The organism is Frateuria sp. (genome assembly GCF_035695185.1).
Taxonomy (GTDB): Bacteria; Pseudomonadota; Gammaproteobacteria; order Xanthomonadales; family Rhodanobacteraceae; genus Frateuria_A.
In genome coordinates, this window is sequence record NZ_DASSES010000185.1 from 1 (window position 1) to 21237 (window position 21237).

The 21237-nt window shown below is 69.7% G+C and carries 21 protein-coding genes; 11 read left to right on the forward strand and 10 right to left on the reverse strand.

The features are described from left to right. Positions 1-905: methyl-accepting chemotaxis protein (locus VFH59_RS14820; RefSeq protein ID WP_325165680.1), on the forward strand; the 905-nt coding region annotated here is incomplete at its 5' end. 66 nt (positions 906-971) lie between these two features. On the opposite strand, the gene VFH59_RS14825 is transcribed toward VFH59_RS14820, so the two are convergent. From VFH59_RS14825 to VFH59_RS14840, 4 genes are all read right to left on the reverse strand, one after another. Continuing rightward, entirely contained in the window at positions 972-1895 is a 924-nt protein-coding gene (locus VFH59_RS14825) for a LysM peptidoglycan-binding domain-containing protein (protein WP_325165697.1), read from the reverse strand. Positions 1896-1912: 17 nt separating this feature from the next. Then, positions 1913-2764, reverse strand: coding sequence for a PP2C family protein-serine/threonine phosphatase (locus VFH59_RS14830; protein ID WP_325165681.1), 852 nt, complete (start codon positions 2762-2764; stop codon positions 1913-1915). Between the two features lie 125 nt (positions 2765-2889). After that, positions 2890-3312: a DNA polymerase III subunit chi gene (locus VFH59_RS14835; protein WP_325165682.1), complete on the reverse strand. Its 423-nt coding sequence runs from the start codon at positions 3310-3312 to the stop codon at positions 2890-2892. Between the two features lie 129 nt (positions 3313-3441). Further along, complete coding sequence (locus VFH59_RS14840; protein ID WP_325165683.1) at positions 3442-4935, reverse strand: leucyl aminopeptidase; 1494 nt, start codon at positions 4933-4935, stop codon at positions 3442-3444. A gap of 103 nt (positions 4936-5038) precedes the next feature. Here VFH59_RS14840 and lptF point away from each other — a divergent pair, with 103 nt between their 5' ends. From lptF to VFH59_RS14860, 4 genes are read left to right on the forward strand one after another with little or no spacing between them, the layout of a single operon-like run. Further along, the gene (gene lptF, locus VFH59_RS14845) at positions 5039-6151 is read left to right on the forward strand and encodes an LPS export ABC transporter permease LptF (protein WP_325165684.1); all 1113 of its coding nucleotides are present in this window, start codon (positions 5039-5041) and stop codon (positions 6149-6151) included. Then, positions 6151-7248 carry an LPS export ABC transporter permease LptG gene (lptG, locus tag VFH59_RS14850; protein ID WP_414655902.1) on the forward strand — a complete coding sequence of 366 codons (1098 nt, stop codon included), beginning with the start codon at positions 6151-6153 and terminating at the stop codon, positions 7246-7248. Before lptF ends, lptG begins: the two co-directional genes overlap by 1 nt. A gap of 34 nt (positions 7249-7282) precedes the next feature. Continuing rightward, positions 7283-7750 carry an OsmC family protein gene (locus tag VFH59_RS14855; protein WP_325165686.1) on the forward strand — a complete coding sequence of 156 codons (468 nt, stop codon included), beginning with the start codon at positions 7283-7285 and terminating at the stop codon, positions 7748-7750. Then, positions 7747-8433, forward strand: coding sequence for an HAD family hydrolase (locus VFH59_RS14860; RefSeq protein WP_325165687.1), 687 nt, complete (start codon positions 7747-7749; stop codon positions 8431-8433). Before VFH59_RS14855 ends, VFH59_RS14860 begins: the two co-directional genes overlap by 4 nt. Here the strand turns inward: VFH59_RS14860 and VFH59_RS14865 are convergent, their stop codons facing one another. The 4 genes from VFH59_RS14865 to VFH59_RS14880 all read right to left on the reverse strand — a co-directional run bounded on the left by VFH59_RS14865 (position 8434) and on the right by VFH59_RS14880 (position 11963). After that, positions 8434-8643 carry a hypothetical protein gene (locus tag VFH59_RS14865; RefSeq protein WP_325165688.1) on the reverse strand — a complete coding sequence of 70 codons (210 nt, stop codon included), beginning with the start codon at positions 8641-8643 and terminating at the stop codon, positions 8434-8436. A 284-nt stretch (positions 8644-8927) separates the two neighbouring features. Next, the gene (locus VFH59_RS14870; protein WP_325165689.1) at positions 8928-9647 is read right to left on the reverse strand and encodes a TVP38/TMEM64 family protein; all 720 of its coding nucleotides are present in this window, start codon (positions 9645-9647) and stop codon (positions 8928-8930) included. Next, positions 9644-10201, reverse strand: a complete 558-nt coding sequence (locus VFH59_RS14875) for a nucleoside deaminase (protein ID WP_325165698.1) — start codon at positions 10199-10201, stop codon at positions 9644-9646. Before VFH59_RS14875 ends, VFH59_RS14870 begins: the two co-directional genes overlap by 4 nt. 4 nt (positions 10202-10205) lie before the next feature. Then, entirely contained in the window at positions 10206-11963 is a 1758-nt protein-coding gene (locus tag VFH59_RS14880) for a glutamine--tRNA ligase/YqeY domain fusion protein (protein WP_325165690.1), read from the reverse strand. Between the two features lie 166 nt (positions 11964-12129). On the opposite strand from VFH59_RS14880, the gene VFH59_RS14885 reads away from it, so the two are divergent. From VFH59_RS14885 to VFH59_RS14895, 3 genes are read left to right on the forward strand one after another with little or no spacing between them, the layout of a single operon-like run. Next, positions 12130-12405 carry a DUF2007 domain-containing protein gene (locus VFH59_RS14885; RefSeq protein ID WP_325165691.1) on the forward strand — a complete coding sequence of 92 codons (276 nt, stop codon included), beginning with the start codon at positions 12130-12132 and terminating at the stop codon, positions 12403-12405. A gap of 14 nt (positions 12406-12419) precedes the next feature. After that, positions 12420-13364: a DMT family transporter gene (locus VFH59_RS14890; RefSeq protein ID WP_325165692.1), complete on the forward strand. Its 945-nt coding sequence runs from the start codon at positions 12420-12422 to the stop codon at positions 13362-13364. After that, positions 13357-13875, forward strand: coding sequence for an adenine phosphoribosyltransferase (locus VFH59_RS14895; RefSeq protein WP_325165699.1), 519 nt, complete (start codon positions 13357-13359; stop codon positions 13873-13875). The genes VFH59_RS14890 and VFH59_RS14895 overlap by 8 nt, the downstream gene beginning before the upstream one ends. On the opposite strand, the gene VFH59_RS14900 is transcribed toward VFH59_RS14895, so the two are convergent. Then, a complete protein-coding gene (locus tag VFH59_RS14900; protein WP_325165693.1) occupies positions 13869-14603 on the reverse strand; it encodes a lysophospholipid acyltransferase family protein in 735 nt (244 codons plus the stop codon). The genes VFH59_RS14895 and VFH59_RS14900 overlap by 7 nt on opposite strands. 174 nt (positions 14604-14777) lie before the next feature. On the opposite strand from VFH59_RS14900, the gene clpB reads away from it, so the two are divergent. After that, positions 14778-17369, forward strand: coding sequence for an ATP-dependent chaperone ClpB (gene clpB / locus VFH59_RS14905; protein WP_325165694.1), 2592 nt, complete (start codon positions 14778-14780; stop codon positions 17367-17369). Positions 17370-17420: 51 nt separating this feature from the next. On the opposite strand, the gene VFH59_RS14910 is transcribed toward clpB, so the two are convergent. After that, the gene (locus VFH59_RS14910) at positions 17421-19796 is read right to left on the reverse strand and encodes a TonB-dependent receptor (RefSeq protein WP_325165700.1); all 2376 of its coding nucleotides are present in this window, start codon (positions 19794-19796) and stop codon (positions 17421-17423) included. A 290-nt stretch (positions 19797-20086) separates the two neighbouring features. On the opposite strand from VFH59_RS14910, the gene VFH59_RS14915 reads away from it, so the two are divergent. Further along, complete coding sequence (locus VFH59_RS14915) at positions 20087-20377, forward strand: zinc ribbon domain-containing protein (RefSeq protein ID WP_325165695.1); 291 nt, start codon at positions 20087-20089, stop codon at positions 20375-20377. A 266-nt stretch (positions 20378-20643) separates the two neighbouring features. Continuing rightward, positions 20644-21237, forward strand: a 594-nt coding sequence (locus tag VFH59_RS14920) for an amino acid--tRNA ligase-related protein (RefSeq protein ID WP_325165696.1), incomplete at its 3' end; no start/stop codon positions are given.

The following is a 21237-nucleotide window of genomic DNA, read 5'->3' on the forward strand; positions in this document are numbered from 1 at the left end:
AACTGATCGACGACCTGCGCCTGGCCCTGCGCGAGTACGAGCGCCTGCACGAGAAGCCGATCGCCACGCGGCTGATATCGCTGCGCCTGCGCTGGGCCGCCATCCTGGCCGCGGTGCTGAGCCTGACCCTGCTGATCGGCCTGGCGGCGATCTACGCCCGCCAGAACGCGGCGGTGACCGGCCTGGCGCAGGATTACGGACGTTCGCTCGGCCGCATGGTCGCCGGCGAGGCGGCGGAGAACCTGCTGCTGGACGACCGCGCCGCCACGCGCGCACTGGTGCAGGACATCGCGCGCAACAAGCAGATCTATTACCTGGCCGTAGCCAACCGCTATGGCGAGGTGATCGCCAGCACCCGCACGGACGAGCAGGGCAAGCCGCTGCCGGAACGCTCGAGCGAGGAGTTCCTGCCCGGCGCCGGTGACATCGCCAGCTACCGCGTGCGGCTGCCCGACGGCGACGACCCGGGCGAGATGCTGGTGTTCGACGTGCCGGTCAACTACCAGACCGCCAAGGTCGGCCAGTTGCGGCTGGGCATCAGCGATGCGCCGCTGCGGGCGGCGCAGAAGACCACGCTCAAGGCGATCGTGGCGGTATTGCTGGTGACCCTGGCGGCGGTGACCGGCGCCGCCTACTGGTTGTTCCGCCGCCTGCTGGGCCTGCTGGACGTGCTGGGCGAGGCGATGTTGCGGGTCGGTCGCGGCGACTTCGCCCACCGTATCCGGCTGGTCCGCCACGACGAACTGGGCCGCCTGTTCACAGCCTTCAACCTCATGTGCAACGCATTGCAGGCCCGCGAACGGCGGCCACGCCGGCCGACCGCCAAGCCATCGGAGCCGCTGGAACTGCCCACCCGCATCCTGCCCACGGTCGAGCGGGTCGAGGACAAGGCTGCCCGCGACTGAGGTATCGGTTCCTCTGCCAGGCCGCGCGGGTCGATGTCTTGGCGGCGGATCGAAGCCGGCCTCAGGTCAGAATTGCTTCAACCGCTGCTTGAGCTCCAGCGCCCGCGCGCGATAGACCGTCGCCGGTTCGAAATCCGGCTCGATCGCCAGCACCCGGTTCCAGAGTGAAATCGCCTGGTCCAGCTGCTGGTCGCGGTAGAGCACGATCGCCCGTTGGTGGTAGACCGTCACCAGCTGCTTGCGCAGTGCCTGGGCGTCCGCGCCGGCGGCCGGCAGTCGCGGGTCGAGGTCCAGCGCCTGGTCCATCCGTTCCAGTGCCTCGCTGCGCTGCCCCTTGTGCAGCAGCGCGAGGCTCTCGTCCTGCAGGCGGCGCGCCTTGGCTGTGCCGGCATCGTCGTCGGCGGGCGCCGTGGCAGTGGCTTCCGCGGCCCGCACCGGCCCTTCCGCGGGCGTGCCTGCGGACAGGCGCGAGGCGGGCAGGCGCAGCGTCTGGCCCACGCGCAGCACCGATGGGTTGGTCGCATGGTTGTAGCGCGCGAGGATCAGGAAACGCGCCCCGTCGCCGAGGAAGCGGGCAGCCAGGGTGCTGTAGGAATCGCCCGGGCGTACCACGTAGGAACGCGAGGCATGGCCCAGCGCCTCGTCCGGATCGACGGTGAGCTGGCGCAGCATCGCCTGGGCCGCGCGGTCGTCCGGATGGGCCGCCAGGTAGCGGCGCAACTGGTGCTCGCCTTCGGCATAGTGGCCGGCCTGCAACTGGTCGTTGACGATGGCTGCCAGCGAGGACGGCGGCGGCTCGTCGACCGGTGCCGCCGGCTTCGCCGGCGCACGGGCAGGGGTCACCACCACCCGGGGTTTGTCATGCCCGGTGATGCGTGCCTTCAACCGCGTCAGCTGGGCGCACCCGCCCAGGCCGCCGGCCGCCAGCAGGCCGGCCAGCACCCATGGCCCCAGACGCCGGCCCTGCGCGGCGAAGCGCGCGTATCCCATGTTCTGCACGAATACCCTCATACCTGTCGCATACCCACGTCGCCGGCGCGCGTCATGCCGCGACCGGCGAGCCGTGCCCACAGCCTCGCGCTGCGGGCGTGCCACCATTGCACCCAGCCTATCCGGGCGAAGATCAAGGAGACATTGTCGCCGTCCGCGCCGCCACGCTCCACTGCCTGGGCGAGCGCCTCGCGCATCGCCCTGCGCAGGTCGCGCCGGCGCGCGAGCCGGCCCAGCTCGTCGGTCGACAGCCGCTCCCACACGCCATCGCTGCACAGCGCGAAGGACTGGCCCGGTCGCAGCGCCGCGAAACCATGTTCGACCTGTGGCGGCTGTGGTCCGCCCAGGCCGCGCAGCAGCATGTGCTGGTCGGCGTCCCCGCCCATCGCCTCGGCCGCCAGTTCGCCGCGGGCCACCTTCAGTTGCGCCACGCTGTGATCTTCGGTGCGGCCCAGGCAGCGCCCACCCTGGAAACGGTAGAGCCGGCTGTCACCCACGTGCGCCCAGCAGGCGCGTCGACCGCGGAGCAGCAAGGCGACCACCGTCGAGTGCGGCTCGGCGCCGACCAGCCCCTCGCCGCGCCGGCGCAGTTCGGCATGGGCGGACTGGCACAGGGTTTCCAGGAAAAGCGGGCCGGGTTGCTCGCGCCACAGGCCCTGGCCCCACAGCCGGCGGGTCACCTCGATGACGCCCGCCGAGGCCAGCTCGCCGGCACCGTCGCCCCCCATGCCGTCGGCCAGCACCAGCAGCCGCACGTCGGTGGCCGGGTCGTGCAGGCAGATGCATGCGTCCTGCTGCTCGGCACGCCCGCCGCGTGCGCGGCCGGCCACGACCGACGGTACCGCCTGGGCTTCGATCCCCTGATCCATCGTCCGGCCCCTGTCCGAGATGGGCAGAGCATACCGCCTGGACGGCGCGACTGCGGGTGACCGCATGTCCGATCGGACGGGTGGCGCGCAGCCCCCTGGGCGGATGGCGGTCGCCCCGGACGCCTCTACATGTCGAACTTGGCAAGCTGGAAGCCACGCTGCTGGTACTCGCGCCAGCGCTCGCGCGAACCGTCGCGCTCGGCCGGATCGGCGGCCACCACCTCGAGCACGCGTTCGAAGCGTCCGCCCGGGCAGCTTTCACGCAGGTTGATCAGCAACGGGCGGTCGGGCGTGTCGATGCCCGGTGGCACGATCAGCACCGCGGTCTGGCCGTCGTCCTCGTCGCCGGCCAGCTGGTGCGGGATGAACGCGTCGGCGTCGAAGTCCCACAGCAGCTCGTCCACCGCCTCGGCCTGCTCGAAATCGCGGGTGAGGATCAGGGTCGGCTGCTGCGCCGCATAGGCACGGCGTGCCAGCTCGCATACCAGCAGCAGGGGCTGTTCGCGGAAGCGCGGCTTGTCGATCAGGTAGAAGTCTGCGCGGGGCATGGCGTCAGGCCGGAAACGGGGGCAGGGAGCGGGGAACCCTAGGGCTGCGGTGGATCCGGATGCCGGGCACGGGCGGACCCGGCCGTACCGGCGTCCCGTGCACCCCGCTGCCCGTTCCCCGCGTGGGCATCAGCCGGCGCGGTCGATCAGCCACTGCGCCAGCAACGGCACCGGACGCCCGGTGGCCAGGCCCTTGCGGCCCTCGTCCCAGGCGGTACCGGCGACGTCCAGATGGGCCCAGCGCTGGCCTTCGGTGAAGCGCGAGAGGAAGCAGGCGGCGGTGATCGCGCCGGCGCTCTTGCCACCGATGTTGGCGATGTCCGCGAAGCCCGATTCCAGCTGCGCCTGGTAGTCGTCCCACAGCGGCAGGCGCCAGGCGCGGTCGAGCGTGCCCTCGCCGGCACTCAGCAGCTCGGCGGCCAGGTCGTCGTGCTTGCTCATGAGGCCGGTGGCGTGCTTGCCCAGCGCCACGACGCAGGCGCCGGTGAGCGTGGCGGCATCGACGATCGCCTTGGGTTGGTAGGTCTGCACGGTCCAGGTCAGCGCGTCGCAGAGGATCAGGCGGCCTTCCGCGTCGGTGTTGAGCACCTCGATGGTCAGGCCGGACAGGCTGGTGAGCACGTCGCTGGGGCGGTAGCTGTCGCCGTCGGGCATGTTCTCCGCCGAGGGCACCACGCAGACGAGGTTGAGCTTGAGGCCCATCTTCACCGCCGCCACGAAGGCGCCCAGCACGCCCGCCGCGCCGCCCATGTCGAACTTCATTTCCTCCATGCCGGCGCCGGGCTTCAGGCTGATGCCGCCGGAGTCGAAGGTGATGCCCTTGCCGACGAAGGCGTAGGGCTTGTCCCCCGCATTGCCGCCCTTGTATTCCAGTGCGACCAGGCGCGGCTTGTTGACCGAGCCGCGGCCCACCGCCAGCAGCGAGCCGAAGCCGAGCTTCTCCATTTCCTCGTGGTCCAGCACGCGGCAGCTGACGCCTTCGTTGGCCTCGGCGAAGGCCTGCGCGCGGGTGGCGATGTAGGCGGGGTTGCAGATGTTCGGCGGCAGGTTGGCCAGCTCGCGGGCGAAGCGCACGCCCTCGGCGATCGCCATGGCCTGGGCCAGGCCCGGCTGCGCCTCGTCGCCGGCGGCGAAGGCCACCGAGGCCAGTTCCGGCTGCGCGCTCTTCTCGCGCGGCTTGAAGGTGGCGGTGTAGCGGTAGGCCGCATGGTCGGCGGCCAGGGCCGCGGTGCGCACGCGCCAGGCGGCGTCGCGGCCGGGCACGTCCACCTCGGTCAGGAACGACACCGCCGACGCGGCCGGCAGCTTGCCCAGTGCGCGGACGGCCTCCAGGTTGACCTTCTGGTAGCGCGCCGCGTCGAAGCCCTTCTGCGTGCCCAGGCCCACCACCAGCACGCGGCGGGCGGCCACGCCGGCCGGCGCGAACAGCACGCTGACGCTGCCGGCCTTGCCGTTGATGTCGCCGCTTTCGACCTGGCGCTTGATCGCACCCTCGGCGGCGCCGTCCACGCGGGCGGCGGCGCTGGTGAGCAGGCCGTTCTCGTAGACGCCCACCACCAGGCAGGGCGTGTCGACGGTTTCGGGCGAGGTGCTGGCGGCGACCAGACTGAACTGAAGCGTCATCGGGAGGGTCCTGCGAGGTAAGAAAGAGTGCGCTCGGCTAGACTTGGCGGTCAGAGCAACCCCTAAGCGCCGGCCTGCGGTGCGAGACCCTCAATCCTATCGCATGCTGAGCATCCTCGACCGATACTTCCTGCGTGAGCTGGCCCAGACCGTGGCGGCCACGGCCATCGTGCTGGTGGCGATCATCACCGGCACGACGTTCGCCAAGGTCCTGCAACAGGTGGCCGGCGGCAGCTTCCCCGCCAGCGTGATGTTTCCGGTGCTCGGCCTGCGCACGCTGGACGGGTTGACCAACCTGCTGCCGCTGGCCGGTTTCCTCGGCGTGATGATGGCGCTGGGCCGCATGTACCGGGAAAGCGAGATGCACGTGCTGGCTTCCTCCGGGATGGGCCCGCGCGGGCTGCTCAAGCCGGTGGCGATCCTGGCCGGCATCATCGTGCTGGTCACCGGCGCGGTGTCGCTCTGGCTGGGTCCCTGGGCGGTGCGTACGGCCGATGCGCTGGTGGCCGAGGCCAACCGCTCGGTCATTGCGGCGGGCCTGGATGCCGGCCGTTTCACCGAGCTGCCGGGCAAGGGCGGCATCATTTTCGTCGACGCCCTGAGCCGCGACGGTAGCGTGCTGGGCAAGACGTTCGTGGCCACCGAGAACATGGACAGCGATGGCGTGCGCCAGCTCAAGGTGGTCACGGCCGCCGGCGGGCAGCTGTACCAGGAGAGCAGCGGGGAAGGCCGCTTCATGGCACTGCGCAAGGGCTGGCAGTACAAGATCCCGCTCGGCCGCGACGACTGGTGGCGTATGCAGTACGCGCGCAACGACGTGGCGCTGTCCGATGTGAAGGCCGACGACGAGGAAGACCCGGCCCATTCGCAGGGCAGCTGGGCATTGGCCACGTCGCCCTCGCCCGACGCGCGCGCCGAGTTCGCCTGGCGCGTCCACGCGCCGCCGATGGCCTTCGTGCTGTTGATGCTGGCCTTGCCGCTGTCACGGCAGAGCCCGCGCGAGCCCCGGTACGGACGCATCCTGCTGGCCTTGCTGGGCTTCTATTTCTACTACCTGCTGCTGGCGCTGGGGCGCGCGCAGATCGGCAAGGGCCACTGGGCCAATTCGCTGCCGTTGCTGCTGGTCCACCTGCTTGCGCTGGCGTTGGCCGGCTGGCTGTTCTGGAAGCAATACGCCCCGCGCAAGCCGCACGGCGCGCGCAAGGCGGTGACGTGATGCAGCTGTCGATCAAGCGGGTCGACCGGCTGGTCGGCCTCACCGTGCTCGGCTCGCTGCTGACCACCTGGCTGGTGCTGACCGGCTTCGACGCGGTGACCCAGTTGCTGCGCCAGCTGGGCTTCGTGGGCCGCAACGGCTTCACCAGCCTCGATGCGATCAGCTACGTGCTGGTGACCGTGCCGCGGCGCCTGTACGAGTACTTCATCTTCGCGGCGGTGATCGGTGGCCTGATGGGGCTGGGCGGCCTGGCCGGCAACGGCGAGCTGACCGCGTTGCGCGCCGCCGGCATGTCGCGGCTGCGCATCGCCGCGTCGGCCGCCGGCGTGGTGGCGGTCCTGATCGTGGGCGTGACCATCCTGGGCGAAACGGCTGCGCCGTGGGGCGACCAGAAGGCGCAGTCGATCCAGCTGCGCATGAAGGCCAACCACCTGGGCCTGTCCGGCAGCACCGGGCTGTGGGCACGCGACGGCAATCGCATCGTCAATGCCAAGGCCACCCTGATCAAGCAGGTGCAGGGCCACAACGTCGTCCAACTGGCCGACGTGCGCGTGTTCACGCTGGCTCCCGATGGCCAGATCAACCGCTTCGACTGGGCCCGCACGGCCGAAAACGATGGGCGCGAGTGGGTGCTCAGGGGCGTGCGGACCACCACCCTCGATGCGGCCGGCACGCACACCACCACCCATGCCAGCGAGCGCTGGGATTCGCAGCTCAACCCGCGCGTGCTCGAGCAGTCGGTGATCCAGCCGCAGTACCTGCCGATGCGCGACCTGTACCGCAACATGAGCTACCTGGAACGCAACGGCCAGAACCCGGGCGTCTATGCGGTGATCTTCTGGGGGCGCGTGCTGTACCCGCTCAACGCGCTGGTGCTCGTGCTGTGCGCGATGCCCTTCGCCTTCGGTGCGCTGCGCTCCGGCGGCCTGGGCAAGCGCATCTTCGTCGGCATCCTGCTGGCGATCGGCTGGTACTTCCTGCAGAAGGCGCTCGTGAACTTCGCCACGATCTACGGCGTGCCACCGCTGCCGGCCAACCTGTTGCCCGCCGCGGTGCTGGCGCTGGGAGCGTGGCTGTATTTCCGCAGACGCAGTTGACCTGTCCGCAAGGGCGAAGCCGGGAGAAACCGCCATGAGCAGGCATACCGCCGAACTGACCTGGATCCGCGAGGACCAGCCCTTCCTGGACAACCGCTACGGCCGCCGGCACATGGTCCGCTTCGACGGAGGGGAGCGGCTGCCCATGTCCTCCTCGCCCGACGTGGTGCCGGTGCCGCTGTCCGACCCGTCCGCGGTGGATCCGGAGGAAGCCTTTGTCGCATCGCTGGCCAGCTGTCACATGTTGTGGTTCCTAGACCTGGCGGCCCGCCAGGGCTTCCGCGTCGACAGCTACCGGGACGCGGCAACCGGCACCATGGGGCGCGACGCGCAGGGGCGCACCGTCATGCGCGACGTGCTGCTGCGCCCGCGGGTGGATTTTTCAGGGGACCTGTTGCCCACCCGCGAACAGGTCGTGCAGCTTCACCACCAGGCGCACGAGGTCTGCTACCTCGCCAACTCGGTGCGCTGCGAGGTGCGTTGCGAACCGGTTTTCGAGTGAGCTCCGCGCCGCCCGGCCTGGTGATCTTCGACTGCGACGGCGTGCTGGTCGACAGCGAGCCGATCGCCAACCGCGTGCTCGGCCGGATGCTGGCCGAACAGGGATGGGCGCTGGACGAAGCGCAACTGGACGAGCTGTTTCTCGGCCGCACCATGGCGCACTGCCTGGCGCTGGTCGCCGAACGGCTCGGGCGCCCGTTGCCGGCCGGGTTTCGGGCCGAACATGACCGGCGCCTGTTCGACGCGTTGGCGGCCGAACTCGTGCCGGTGCCGGGGGTGGAGCAGGTGCTCGACGGGTTGGCCACTCCCTCCTGCGTCGCCTCCAATGGCGGCCCGGACAAGCTGCGTTTCAGCCTGGCACAGGTCGGCCTGTTGCCACGCTTCGAGGGCCGCGTGTTCTCTGCTGCGGAGGTGGCGTGCGGCAAGCCCGCACCGGACCTGTTCCTGCATGCCGCCCGCTGCATGGGCGTGGCGCCGGCGGCCTGCGTGGTGGTGGAGGACTCGCCGGCCGGCGTCCTCGCCGGCCTGGCGGCGGGCATGACGGTGCTGGGGTTTGCCGCCCGCACGCCACCCGCACGCCTGCACGAGGCCGGTGCGCATCAGGTGTTCAGCGCGATGTCCCGATTCCCGCACCTGGCAGGCATGCAGATGCGGGCCTGGGCCGGTCGCGCCGGAAGCCCGTGATCAGAAGGTCACCACCCAGGTGTCCGGGAGGTGGCCCTTGCCGTGCAAGCGGACCACGCTCACCGGATCGATCGGCCCATCGTACTGCAGCCGCATATCCCTGGCCGTGAGATCCGTGGCGATGGTGTCCGACCGGCAGACGGGGCGGGGCCGTGCATTGCGCGCCTGGTCCAGGCTGATCGCGCAGCTGCGGCGGACGAACGCCGACACCGGAAAGTCCGCAAGGGCCGACACCGCTGTCGCCAGCGGCGACCACAAGCCAAGGGACGCGGCGAGCGGCAGCGCCGCCTTCCTGCATGCCGCAAACCCTGCATTCCCGCTACCCATCGGCCACCGTGCGATCCACCCGCTCGGCCATGTCCGGCGGGAGCTGCCGAACCGCGGCCAGGGGTGAAATGTGAACTGCATCACATTATACGGCGCCGCGTCAAAGCTGGCGTGAGGGCGGGCGAGGTGGGTTGCGCGGGAGCCGGCAGTCCGGGCTTCAGGCGCGGCTAATCCCCGGCGCGCCGGGTCAATTCGTGCCGGCGACGCACCAGGCGACCGATCAGCAGCGGCACCAGCGCGAGCAGGGCGATTGCGCCCAACGGCAACAACACGTCGGGGTGCATGAAGAGGCCGAAACCGATGCGGTCGCTCTGTCGCAGGGCATGCCCCAGGCCCGCGCCGATCGAGGTCTCGAAGATCAGCGCGACGGTACCGCCCAGCCAGGTCGCACCGAGGAACAGCCATAGCGGGCAGCGCAGCCAGGCCAGGCAGACGGTGATCAGGCCGAACGGCGCCACGGGGACGAAGCGCAGGAACAACGTGAAGCTGACCGGGTGCTGTTCGAAGCCGTGGTGCAGCCGCGCCACCAGCGCCGGCGGATGGCGGCTGCCGGCGCCGAAGGCGTAGCGACTGGCGAGGAACAGGATCAGCGAGCCCAGGGTCAGCCCGATCGAGGACCAGGTGGTGCCTTCGACCACGCCGAAGGCGAACCCGCCGGCGAAGATGATGATCACGGTTCCGGGGATACCGGTGGCCATCGCCAGCGTCAGCAGGCCGATGTAGGCCATCCGGCTGAGCCACGGGTGGGTGCCGATCTGCGCATGCAGCTCACCCTGGTGGGCGACCAGCTGCTCCGGATTGAGCCGGTCCAGCGCACCGGAGGCGAACAGCACCACGCCGGCGACCACCAGCAGCAGCAAGGGCAGGGCGGCGCGCAGCCGGCTCAATAGTGCGCTCCGGCCTGGCCGTACTCGGCGAGCACCGAGCGCGCCTCGGCGCGCAGGATGTCGCGGCGCACGGCGATGCCGCGGCGCTCCAGCTGGGCGACCCAGTCGGCCGGCAGCGGGCCTTCGTCGAACGTCGTGAGCGACTCGACGTCCTCGGCGCGCGCGCCGATCAGCAACTCGTCGATGCCGGCCCAGACGGTGGCGCCGTAGCACTGGCAGCAGGGCTGCGCGCTGGTGGCCAGGATGAAGCGGCCGCCGCCGGCATTGAGCCGGAAGCTCGCCAGCCGCTGCTGCGCCAGCATGTAGGCCATCATCTCCGCGTGCGCCACCGAGCAGGTCTGCGGCACCACGCGGTTGATGCCGGCGGCGACCAGCCGGCCGTCCTCGTGGAACACGGCCGCGCCGAACGGCCCGCCTTGCCCGGTCCGCACGTTCTGGCGCGCAAGCTCGATCGCCAGCCCCACGCGTTCCTCGTCGCTGAGGTAGCGTTTGCGGGTATCGGCTACCTCGCCGACCCAGGGCGGCAGGGTGAGGTGCAGTTGCAGGGGCAGCAACACGTCAGGCCTGCTTGGCCCAGGTGTCGCGAAGGGTCACCGTGCGGTTGAACACCGGCGCGTCCGGCCGGTGGTCGATGCGATCGGCGACGAAGTAGCCCAGCCGCTCGAACTGGAAGCGCTGCTCCGGTTCGGCGTGCGCCGCAGCGGGCTCCAGCCAGCCGCGCCCGACGCGCTTGGCGTCCGGGTTGATGTGTTCGATCCAGCTCTTGCCGTCGCTCTCGTCGTCCGGGGCCGGCACGTCGAACAGGCGGTCGTACATGCGCACTTCGGCGGCCACCGCGTGGCGTGCGCTGACCCAGTGGATGGTGCCCTTGATCTTGCGGTCGGCGCCCGGCATCCCCGCGCGCGACTCGGGGTCAAGCGTGCAGCGCAGCTCGATGAGGTCGCCGGCGGCGTCCTTGATCACGTCCTCGCACTTGACGATGCCGACCCCGCGCAGGCGCACCTCGCCACCCGGGACGAGGCGCTTGAATCCCTTGGGCGGCACCTCCGCGAAGTCCTCGCGCTCGATCCACACGGTGCTGGAGAAGGGAACCTCGCGCGTGCCGAAGCGCTCGTCCTTCGGGTGGTTGGCGAAGGTGAGGGTTTCCTCGTGGTTGCCCGGCAGGTTGGTGATCGTCAGCTTGAGCGGGTCGAGCACGGCCATGCGGCGCGGCGCGGTGGCATCGAGGTCCTCGCGCACGCAGTTCTCGAGCAGCGCGTAGTCGATCACGCTGTTCTGCTTGCTGATGCCGAGCCGCTCGATCAGCAGGCGCAGGCCGGCCGGCGTGAAGCCGCGCCGGCGCAGGCCACGCAGGGTGTTCATGCGCGGATCGTCCCAGCCGTCGACCAGCCCCTCGTTGACCAGCTGGGCGAGCTTGCGCTTGCTGGTGATGCTGTAGGACAGATTCAGGCGCGAGAACTCGATCTGGCGCGGCTTGGCCGGTTTCGCTTCGAGCCCGGCCTCGACCACCGACTGCCACAGCTGCGGGTGCCCGACCAGGTCGACGTTGTCCACGCACCAGTCGTAGAGCGGGCGGTGGTCCTCGAATTCCAGCGTGCAAAGCGAATGCGTGATGCCTTCCATCGCGTCGGACAGCGCGTGCGCGAAGTCGTACATCGGGTAGATCGGCCAGGCGTCGCCGGTGTTCTGGTGCGCGACCTTGCGGATCCGGTAAAGCGCCGGGTCGCGCAGGTTGATGTTGCCCGAGGCCATGTCGATCTTCGCGCGCAGGGTCTTGCTGCCGTCGGCGAACTCGCCGGCGCGCATGCGCCTGAACAGGTCGAGATTCTCTTCGATCGAGCGGTCGCGGTAGGGCGAGTTGCGGCCGGGTTCGGTAAGCGTGCCGCGATACTCGCGCACCTGGTCGGCGGACAGGTCGTCGACGTAGGCCTTGCCGTCCTCGATCAGCTTGAGCGCGGCGCGGTAGAAGACGTCGAAGTAGTCCGAGGCGTGGCGCAGCTCGTGCCATTCGTAGCCCAGCCAGCGTACGTCGTCCTTGATGCCGGCGACGAACTCGGGGTCTTCCTTGCCCGGGTTGGTGTCGTCCAGGCGCAGGTTGCACCAGCCGCCGAACTCGCGCGCGATGCCGAAGTTCAGGCAGATCGCCTTGGCGTGGCCGATGTGCAGATAGCCGTTGGGCTCGGGCGGGAAGCGGGTGCGGATCGCACCATGCCTGCCGGCGGCCAGGTCGTCGCGAATGATCTGGCGCACGAAGTCCCTGGGCACGTTGTCATGGGTGCCGGGGACGGTTTCGGCGGCGGGGGTTTCGCTGGACATCGGTGCGGCTCGGGCAGGTACGGGGCGGAAACCGGAGAGTTTACCCTCAAGTCGCGTGCCGCTCCGCGGGGTGCGGCGTTGCACCCGTCGCCGGGTGCTCCCGCCGGCGACGCCGGGGGCGCGAGTCCGGCTTGCCGCCCTGCCCGCCCCGCAGTAGCGTGGCCGCATGCGCATCGCCTACCGAGCCGAAAGCCTGATCGACGCCCATCTGGTGAAGGATGCGCTGGAGCGCGAGGAGATCCCCGCGTTCGTCTCCGGCGAATACCTGACCGGCGCGGTGGGACAGCTGCCGGCCCTCGACTACGTCGCGGTGATGGTGCCCGAATCCTCGGCCGCGGCCGCCGAAACCGTGGTACGCCGGGTCCAGGCGCAACTGGCCGAGGCGCGGGCCGCGATCGACGATCGGGACGGCGACGCACAACTGGCGACCGATACGCCGTGACCGCACAGGTTCCCGTGACAGCGGCGCCCGTGGCGCCGCCGGCGGCGGTCGGCCGCATGGCGCTGGGCGCGATGTTGCTGTCCACCACCAGCATCTTCGTGGTGCTGGCGCAGGTGGCGCCGACCGTCTCGGCGTTCTACCGCATGCTGTTCGGCGGCACCATGCTGCTCGGTTGGGCGACCCTGACGCGGCAGCGCGTGGGCATCGGCTGGCATGACCTCGCACTGGCGCTGCCGCCGGCGCTCGGGTTTTCACTGGATCTGATCTTCTGGCATCGCTCGATCCTGTGGGTGGGACCGGGCGTGGCCACGCTACTGACCAATTTCCAGGTGTTCCTGATGGCGCTGGCCGGCTGGTGGGTCTACCGCGAACGGCTGGGACGCTGGTTCGCGCCCGGCCTGGTGATCGCGCTGGTGGGCCTGTGGCTGCTGGTCGGCGCGCACTGGTCGGTGTTCGACGCGCGGCACCGGCTCGGCGTGTGGCTGGGACTGGCCAGTGGCTTCGCCTACACGTTGTATCTGCTGAGCTTCCGCCGGGCGCTGTCCGGGCACACGTCGCTGTCGGCGGCCCGGTTCCTGGGCTTGATGAGCCTGCTGAGTGCCTCCCTGCTGGGCGTATGGGGCCTGTTCGAGGGAGATGCCTTCGCGCTGGCGACGGCGCGCAGCTGGAGTGCCCTGCTGGCGCTCGGCTTCTTCGGCCAGGTGCTGGCCTGGCTGCTGATGGTGCGGGCGATGCCGCGGTTGCCTGCCTCGCTGGTGGGACTGTTGCTGCTGCTGCAGCCGGCGCTGGCCTTCGTGCTGGACGTGCTGCTGTTCCGGCGCCCGACCGATGGCGGCGACTGGCTGGGGCTGGGGCTGGCGTTGGCCGGCATCCTGCTCGGGACCTTCCGCGGCGCCCGCCAGACGCAAGCTGACCGGAACCTGCAGGAACCACATGGACAAGGATCTGGCGATGCATGACCTGGAAGCGCTCATCCGCGCCGTGCCTGACTTTCCGCTGCCTGGCATCGTGTTCCGTGACGTCACGCCGTTGCTGGCCGATGCCGGTGCGTTCGCGCGGTGCATCGACGCGTTGGCCGGGCCCTGGCTGGGCGAGGGCGTGCGTGCGGTGTGCGGGATCGAGTCACGTGGCTTCATTTTCGGTGCCGCGCTGGCGCAGAAACTCAACGCGGGCTTCGTGCCGCTGCGCAAGCCGGGCAAGCTGCCTCCGCCGGTGGCGGGCATCGACTACGCGCTGGAATACGGCCAGGACCGGCTGGAGGTGCGCGCCGACGCGCTGGCCCGCGGCGAGCGCACGCTGCTGGTCGACGACGTGCTCGCCACCGGTGGTACGTTGGCCGCGGCGCAGGCACTGCTCGCCCGGCTCGGCGTGGAACTGGTGGGCGCGGCCGTGGTGATCGAACTGCCGGCGCTCCAGGGCCGGGCCCGCTGGCGGGGCAGCGCGCCACTGCACGCGCTGCTGCGTTACTGAGCGACACCCTTCCCCAGCAACGCGGCCACTGCCGCGTGGGACTGCCGGGCCAGCGCATTGCGCTCCTGCGGCATCAGGCCCTGCGTCGCCAGGGGTTCGCCGACCCGCACCACGATGCGCCCCGGCCGCACCCGGAAACCCGCCGCGGGCAGCACCCTGCCGCTGCCCTCGATCGCCACCGGGACGATCGCCGCGCCGGCGTCGATGGCCAGCCGGAAGGCGCCGCCCTTGAACGCCCCCACGCGCCCGTCCCGGCTGCGCGTGCCCTCCGGGAAGGCGCAGACGTTCGCGCCGCCGCGCACGGTGTCGACCGCCGCCTGCAGCCGGCGCGCCGAACTGCGCGCGCTGGCACGCTCGATGAACACCATGCCCATCGCGCGCGCGTACCAGCCGACGAATGGCACCCTGGCCAGCTCCTGCTTGAGCACGAAACGCACCGGCACCGGCAGCGCGCGGAACAGGGCGCAGATATCGATCATCGACTGGTGGTTGGCCACGAACACGTGCGGCCGCGACCAGTCGATCCGGTCCAGCCCGTGCACTTCGAGCCGCACCCCGGCGCCGTGCAGCAGCCCAGGCGCCCAGCAGCGCGAGGCCATCCGCAGCGGCCAGTGGCGCCCACCGGTGAGCAGCCGCACCACCAGCGCCAGGCAGATCCAGCCGGCGGTCCAGAGCAGGGTGAAAAGCAGTTGCAGCGCGTTGAGCGGCGCCCAGGCCAGGCGGCTCATGCACGCGGTCCGGAAGGTTTCATCACGAGGCGTCCCTGCAGGCTTGGCCGAAAATGATACGGGTCAACGACCTGCGGCGAACAGGCCACGCGGTCCGTCTTGAAGGCGACTGAGACGCCCCTATCTCCTGCGCATTGCGGCGGGGGCCGCCACGATGCCGAGGAAACCCCGATCATGCGGATGGACAAACTCACCTCGCGTTTCCAGCAGGCGCTGGCCGACGCGCAGTCGCTGGCCGTGGGCCGCGACCACAACATCCTGGAACCGGCGCACGTGATGGCGGCGCTGCTCGACCAGCAGGGCGGCTCGACCGCGCCGCTGCTGACCCAGGCGCACGTCAACGTGCCGGCCTTGCGCGAGCGCGTCGGCGAGATCCTGGGCCGGCTGCCGCAGGTCAGGGGCCAGGAAGGCAACATCAGCGTCGGCAACGACCTGACCCGCCTGCTCAACCTTACCGACAAGCTGGCGCAGCAGCGTGGCGACCAGTTCATCGCCAGTGAGCTGTTCGTGCTGGCGGCGCTGGAGGACAGGGGCGAGCTCGGCGCGGCGCTGAAGGCCGCCGGCGCCACCAAGGCCAACCTGGAGGCTGCAATCGAGAAGGTCCGCGGCGGCGAGAAGGTGCAGAGCGAGAACGCCGAGGACCAGCGCCAGGCGCTGGAGAAGTACTGCGTCGACCTGACCTCGCGCGCTGAAAGCGGCAAGCTCGATCCGGTGATCGGCCGCGACGAGGAGATCCGCCGCACGATCCAGGTGCTGCAGCGGCGCACCAAGAACAACCCGGTGCTGATCGGCGAGCCGGGCGTGGGCAAGACCGCCATCGTCGAAGGCCTGGCCCAGCGCATCGTCAAGGGCGAGGTGCCCGAGGGCCTGCGCGATCGCCGCGTGCTGGCGCTGGACATGGGCTCACTGATCGCCGGCGCGAAGTTCCGCGGCGAGTTCGAGGAGCGCCTGAAGGCCGTGCTCAACGACCTGGCCAAGCAGGAAGGCCGGGTGATCCTTTTCATCGACGAGCTGCACACGATGGTCGGCGCGGGCAAGGCCGAGGGCGCGATGGACGCCGGCAACATGCTTAAACCCGCGCTCGCGCGCGGCGAGCTGCACTGCATCGGCGCGACCACGCTGGACGAGTACCGCAAGTACATCGAGAAGGATGCCGCGCTGGAGCGCCGCTTCCAGAAGGTGTTCGTCGGCGAGCCAAGCGTGGAGGACACCATCGCCATCCTGCGCGGCCTGAAGGAGCGCTACGCGGTGCACCACGGCGTGGAGATCACCGATCCGGCGATCGTCGCCGCGGCGACGCTGTCCAACCGCTACATCACCGACCGCCAGTTGCCGGACAAGGCGATCGACCTGATGGACGAGGCGGCCAGCCGCATCCGCATGGAGATCGATTCCAAGCCGGAGGAACTCGACCGGCTGGAGCGGCGCCTGACGCAGCTGAAGATCCAGCGCGAGATGCTGAAGAAGGAAACCGACGAGGCCTCCAAGAAGCGCCTGGCGGACCTGGAGAGCGACATCGAGAAGCTCGAGCGCGAGTTCTCCGATCTGAATGAGGTATGGAAGTCGGAGAAAGCCGCGCTGCAGGGCGCGACCAAGATCAAGGAACAGATCGAGGCCGCGCGGCTGGAGCTCGAATCGGCCCAGCGCCGGCAGGACTACGCGAAGATGAGCGAGATCCAGTACGGCCGCCTGCCGGAACTGGAAAAGCAGCTTGCCGCCGCGCAGGCCGCCGAGCAGCAGGAATTCAAGCTGGTACAGGACCGCGTCACGGACGAGGAGATCGCCGAGGTGGTCTCGCGCTGGACCGGCATTCCGGTCTCCAAGATGCTCGAGGGCGAGCGCGAGAAGCTGCTGCACATGGAAGCGGCGCTGCACAAGCGCGTGGTCGGCCAGGACGAGGCGGTGCGCGCCGTGTCCGATGCGATCCGCCGCGCCCGCGCGGGCCTGTCCGACCCGAACCGGCCCTATGGCTCGTTCCTGTTCCTGGGTCCCACCGGCGTCGGCAAGACCGAGCTCTGCAAGGCGCTGGCCGAGTTCCTGTTCGACACGCAGGAAGCGATGGTGCGCATCGACATGAGCGAATTCATGGAGAAGCACTCGGTCGCCCGCCTGATCGGCGCGCCCCCGGGCTACGTCGGCTACGAGGAAGGCGGCTACCTGACCGAGGCGGTGCGCCGGCGGCCCTATGCGGTGATCCTGCTGGACGAAGTGGAGAAGGCGCACCCGGACGTGTTCAATATCCTGCTGCAGGTGCTGGATGACGGGCGGCTCACCGACGGCCAGGGCCGCACGGTGGATTTCCGCAATACCGTGATCGTGATGACCTCCAACCTGGGCTCGCAGATGATCCAGGACGCCGCGGAAGGCGTCGGCGACAAGGAAGAGCAGTACACCAAGATGAAGGCGGCGGTGATGGGCGTGGTGCAGACGCACTTCCGTCCGGAGTTCATCAACCGCCTGGACGAGCTGGTGGTGTTCCGTCCGCTGGAGAAGGACCAGATCCGCGCCATCGCGAAGATCCAGCTGGCCTACCTGGAGAAGCGGCTGGCCGAGCGCGACCTCAAGCTCGACGTCGGCGACAACGCGCTGGCCTTGCTCGGCAACGTGGGCTTCGATCCGGTGTACGGCGCGCGGCCGCTCAAGCGGGCAATCCAGCAGCAGCTGGAGAACCCGCTGGCGAGGGAAATCCTGGAAGGCCGCTTCGCACCGGGCACCACCATCCACGTTGATGCCGAGGGCGGGCACCTGGCCTTCCGGGCCGCCTGACGCCGCTCAGCTCCCTCTCCCCGCCGGAGAGGGAGCTGAGGCAGTTCGCGGCTACCAGCTGTAGCGGACCTTCCCGTACACGTACGCCCCGTTGAACCCGAACGGCGAGAACACGCTGTACGGCATCGCGCCGTTGTTGTCGCTCGCCTGGATCGTCCGGTCCGGGTAGGTGTTGAACACGTTGTCCGCGCCCACCGTGAACCTCCAGCGGTCCATCGAGTAGTTGAGTGCCAGATCGAGCAGCCACTTCGGGTCGAAGGTCTGGTCCAGTGCTGCATCGGTCGAGTTGTACGAGGTGAAGCTGCCGTAGCGGGTCAGCGTGCTGTCCAGGCTCCAGCGACCGCTGGTGTAGAGCCAGTTGAAGATCAACTTGCTGCGCGGCGTGGTGTCGGCCAGCAGGCCGTACTGGTCGCGCCGGTCGATGCGCCTGAAGCTCACGCCCAGGGCGTCGAGCACCGCCGGGTTGGGCCGCACATCGGTCACTTCGTTCTTGTTGTAGTTGAAGCTGACCGTGGTGTGCAGCGATGCGCCGTCGCCCACGTCGAACAGGTAGCTGGCGACCAGGTCGACGCCGCGCGTGCGCGTGTCCACCGCGTTGGTGAAGTAGGAGATGCCGCTGAAGTTGGTGTTGGTGATGCCGTTGGCGGCGAGGTAGTCGCGCACCGCCGGCGAGGTGGTGGAAATCGTGCTGGACAGGGTGATGCGGTCGCGGATCCTGATCTGGTACACGTCCGCGCTGAGGTCCAGTCCGTCCACCGGCGTCCAGACGGCGCCGAAGGTGAGGTTGCGCGACTTCTCCGGCTTGAGCGGCTGCCCGCCCAGCAGCGTGGCGATGGCACTGGTGGAGGACACCAGGCCGGTGTTGTAGATGCCCGCCGGCAGGCCCAGCGAGTTGCCCGCGCCGAAGTAGAGCGAGGAGGTGTACGAGTAGAACTGCTGCGCCAGCGACGGCGCGCGGAAGCCGGTCGAGGCACTGCCGCGCAGGGCGAAGCGGTCGGTGAAGTCGAAGCGGCCGGCCAGCGCGCCGGACGTGGTGGTGCCGAAGTCCGAGTAGTCCTCGTGGCGCACGGCAAGCGAGGTGCCCAGGCGGTCGGTCAGGTTGGTTTCCAGGCTCGCGTACTCGGCCACGTCATGCCGGCTGTGCGAGCCCGCGTTGGCCGGCTGGTAGCCGCCGAAGCCTTGCGCGCCGCCGGAGAAGCCGGAGGTGCCGGTGTAATACGAGGGCAGGTCGCCGGCACGGATCCGGTAGCTCTGGCGCAGGTACTCCGCGCCGAAGGCCAGGGTCACGTCGTTGGGCAGCCAGCCGACCGACAGGTCCTTGGCGATGTCCACGTCGAGCGATTGCTGCGCGGCGTCCAGGATGCCGTCGTGGAAGCGCGTCGGAGTGCTCCCGAAATCGTTGAGGTAGGCCCGGTTGAGCGTGTTGAAGGTGGCGTAGGAAACCCGGTTGCCGCCGTAATTCCCGGAGACGTCCCAGCGCCAGCCGCCGGGGCTCTTGCCGCGGATGCCCACGACCAGCGAGCGGTCGGTGGCATTGGCATTTTCCAGCGGCAGGTAGCCGTTGGGGTAAAGCGTAGGCACCGCGTTGGCGTTGTCCAGGTTGCGGAAGAACGCCGGCGATACCGAGTCGCGCTTGCCATAGTGGCCGAAGGCGTAGAGCTGGGCACCGCCGAAGTCGTACTGCCCGTTGAGCATCAGGTTGCGGTCGGTGACCTCCGGGTCGCCATAGCGCTGGGTGACGCCTTCCTGCGGGCGCGTACGGTTGGGGCCGGCCCGGTTGGTGTAATCCTGGTGGCCGGCCTGCGCGGTAAAGCGCAGCCAGCCGCTGTCGGCGAGCGGAATGCCGGCGTTGGCCGATCCCTGCCACTTGCGCCCGTCGCCGGCGGAGTACTGGCCGCCGGACAACGCGACGTCGCCGCCCTGGGCGCCCTTCTTCAGGACGATGTTGATTACGCCGGCGATGGCGTCGGAGCCGTACTGCGCCGAGGCACCGTCGCGCAGCACCTCGAGATGGTCGATGGCGTCGATCGGAATCGTGTTGAGGTCGACCGCCTGCGAGCCGCGGCCCAGTACCCCGTTGGTCAGGATGATCGCCCCCGGGTGCCAGCGCTTGCCGTCGACCAGTACCAGCACCTGGTCGGGCGACAGGCCACGCAGTTGCGCGGGGCGCTGCGAATCGGCGGTGTCGGCGGCGGACGGACGCGGGAAGGTGAGCGAGGGAATCACCCGCGCCAGTGCGGTGGACAGCTCGGTGGTGCCGGTCTGCTTCAGCAACTGGGCCGAAACCACGTCTACCGGGGTGAGCGAACTGCTCTCGGTGCGGTTGTCGGCGCGCGTGCCGGTGACGATCACGGTGCCGAGGTTCTTGGCCTTCTGTGCGGTCGCGCCGGTGTCCTGGGCGTGGGCGGTGGAGCAGGCGAGCAGCATTGCCGCCGGAAGCAGGGCGAGGCGGGGAAAGGGGCGGGGATAATTCACGGCAACTCCTGTAGCAGTGCGGGCGATGCATCGGTCGATGCCGGCATCGGATCGGCGGACGAGCAGCTCCGTCCGGCGGCGACGCGCGCAGACGTGTGTCGCGAGGGGCCATGCGCGCCGAAGGCGCAGGCTACTCCCGGGGCCGGGTGGCGCCAAGGCGGGCACCATTGAAAACGCGACGGGCGACTCGATAATGCGCACCAGCGTTTTTGACGGGGCTGCTTAGCCCGGAGTTTGTCCACATGCCCATCTACGAATTCGAGTGTGCCCAGTGCGGGCACCGTTTCGACCGCCTGCAGAAGCTGTCCGACCCGGACCCGTCGGCCTGCCCTTCCTGCGAGGCGCCGCGCGTGCAGCGCAAGGTGAGCGCGCCTTCGTTCCGGCTGGCCGGCAGCGGCTGGTACGAGACCGATTTCAAGAAGGACGGCGACAAGAAGCGCAACCTGGCAGGGGAGAGCGAGAGCAAGGCGGCCGCGCCGGCCCCTGCACCTGCTCCGGCCGCCGAGAGCAAGCCGGCCGCCAGCGGCGACTGAGCGCGCGGCGCTTCGACTTCGCTTGCTGGCGCAAGCTACGCTCAGCGCGAACGGTTATCGGGGACCGTTCAGGGAAAGGCGTTGGAGGGGAACTGCTCCGCGGAAACCCTTCCAGGGAAACCGGGGCGAAAAACCGTTCGTCCTGAGCGTAGGCCGCAGGCGGAAGTCGAAGGACCGTGCCAGGACAGGGCGCGTCGGTCCGGCGGCCGATGCTAAAATCGCCCGTTCGCACGCCCATCGGCACCATCCCCGGAGTTTCCCTTCCTATGCGCACGCACTACTGCGGCCACATCGACGAGTCGCTGGTCGGCCAGACCGTCACCCTGTGCGGCTGGGTCAACACGATCCGCCTGCAGAGCCACGTCGCCTTCATCGACCTGCGTGATCACGAGGGCATCGCGCAGGTGGTGGTCGAGCGCGAAAACGCCGGGGCCTTCGCGGTGGCTGGCGAGGTCGGCAACGAATACTGCCTGAAGGTCACCGGCACGATCCGCAGGCGCCTGTCGGTCAACGACAAGCTGAAGACCGGCACGGTGGAACTGCTGGCCGACACGGTCGAGGTGCTCAACGCGGCGAAGGACCTGCCGTTCGCGCTGCACGAGAACCCCAACGAAGACCTGCGGATGACCTACCGCTACCTCGACCTGCGCCGCCCGGAGATGCAGGCGATGATGCGTCGGCGGATCAGGCTGGTGCAGGCGCTGCGTCGTTACCTCGACGCGCGCGGCTTCCAGGACATCGAGACGCCGATCCTGACCAAGGCCACGCCCGAGGGCGCGCGCGACTACCTGGTGCCCAGCCGCGTGCATCCGGGCCAGTTCTACGCGCTGCCGCAGTCGCCGCAGCTGTTCAAGCAGATC

Bases quoted from the DNA above. Each gene is read 5' to 3' on its own strand.
- VFH59_RS14825 (WP_325165697.1), bottom strand. From the start codon at position 1,895: ATGGGATACGCGCGCTTCGCCGCGCAGGGCCGGCGTCTGGGGCCATGG.
- VFH59_RS14830 (WP_325165681.1), bottom strand. From the start codon at position 2,764: ATGGATCAGGGGATCGAAGCCCAGGCGGTACCGTCGGTCGTGGCCGGC.
- VFH59_RS14835 (WP_325165682.1), bottom strand. From the start codon at position 3,312: ATGCCCCGCGCAGACTTCTACCTGATCGACAAGCCGCGCTTCCGCGAA.
- VFH59_RS14840 (WP_325165683.1), bottom strand. From the start codon at position 4,935: ATGACGCTTCAGTTCAGTCTGGTCGCCGCCAGCACCTCGCCCGAAACC.
- lptF (WP_325165684.1), top strand. From the start codon at position 5,039: ATGCTGAGCATCCTCGACCGATACTTCCTGCGTGAGCTGGCCCAGACC.
- lptG (WP_414655902.1), top strand. From the start codon at position 6,151: ATGCAGCTGTCGATCAAGCGGGTCGACCGGCTGGTCGGCCTCACCGTG.
- VFH59_RS14855 (WP_325165686.1), top strand. From the start codon at position 7,283: ATGAGCAGGCATACCGCCGAACTGACCTGGATCCGCGAGGACCAGCCC.
- VFH59_RS14880 (WP_325165690.1), bottom strand. From the start codon at position 11,963: ATGTCCAGCGAAACCCCCGCCGCCGAAACCGTCCCCGGCACCCATGAC.
- VFH59_RS14885 (WP_325165691.1), top strand. From the start codon at position 12,130: ATGCGCATCGCCTACCGAGCCGAAAGCCTGATCGACGCCCATCTGGTG.
- VFH59_RS14895 (WP_325165699.1), top strand. From the start codon at position 13,357: ATGCATGACCTGGAAGCGCTCATCCGCGCCGTGCCTGACTTTCCGCTG.
- VFH59_RS14900 (WP_325165693.1), bottom strand. From the start codon at position 14,603: ATGAGCCGCCTGGCCTGGGCGCCGCTCAACGCGCTGCAACTGCTTTTC.
- clpB (WP_325165694.1), top strand. From the start codon at position 14,778: ATGCGGATGGACAAACTCACCTCGCGTTTCCAGCAGGCGCTGGCCGAC.
- VFH59_RS14910 (WP_325165700.1), bottom strand. From the start codon at position 19,796: ATGCTGCTCGCCTGCTCCACCGCCCACGCCCAGGACACCGGCGCGACC.
- VFH59_RS14915 (WP_325165695.1), top strand. From the start codon at position 20,087: ATGCCCATCTACGAATTCGAGTGTGCCCAGTGCGGGCACCGTTTCGAC.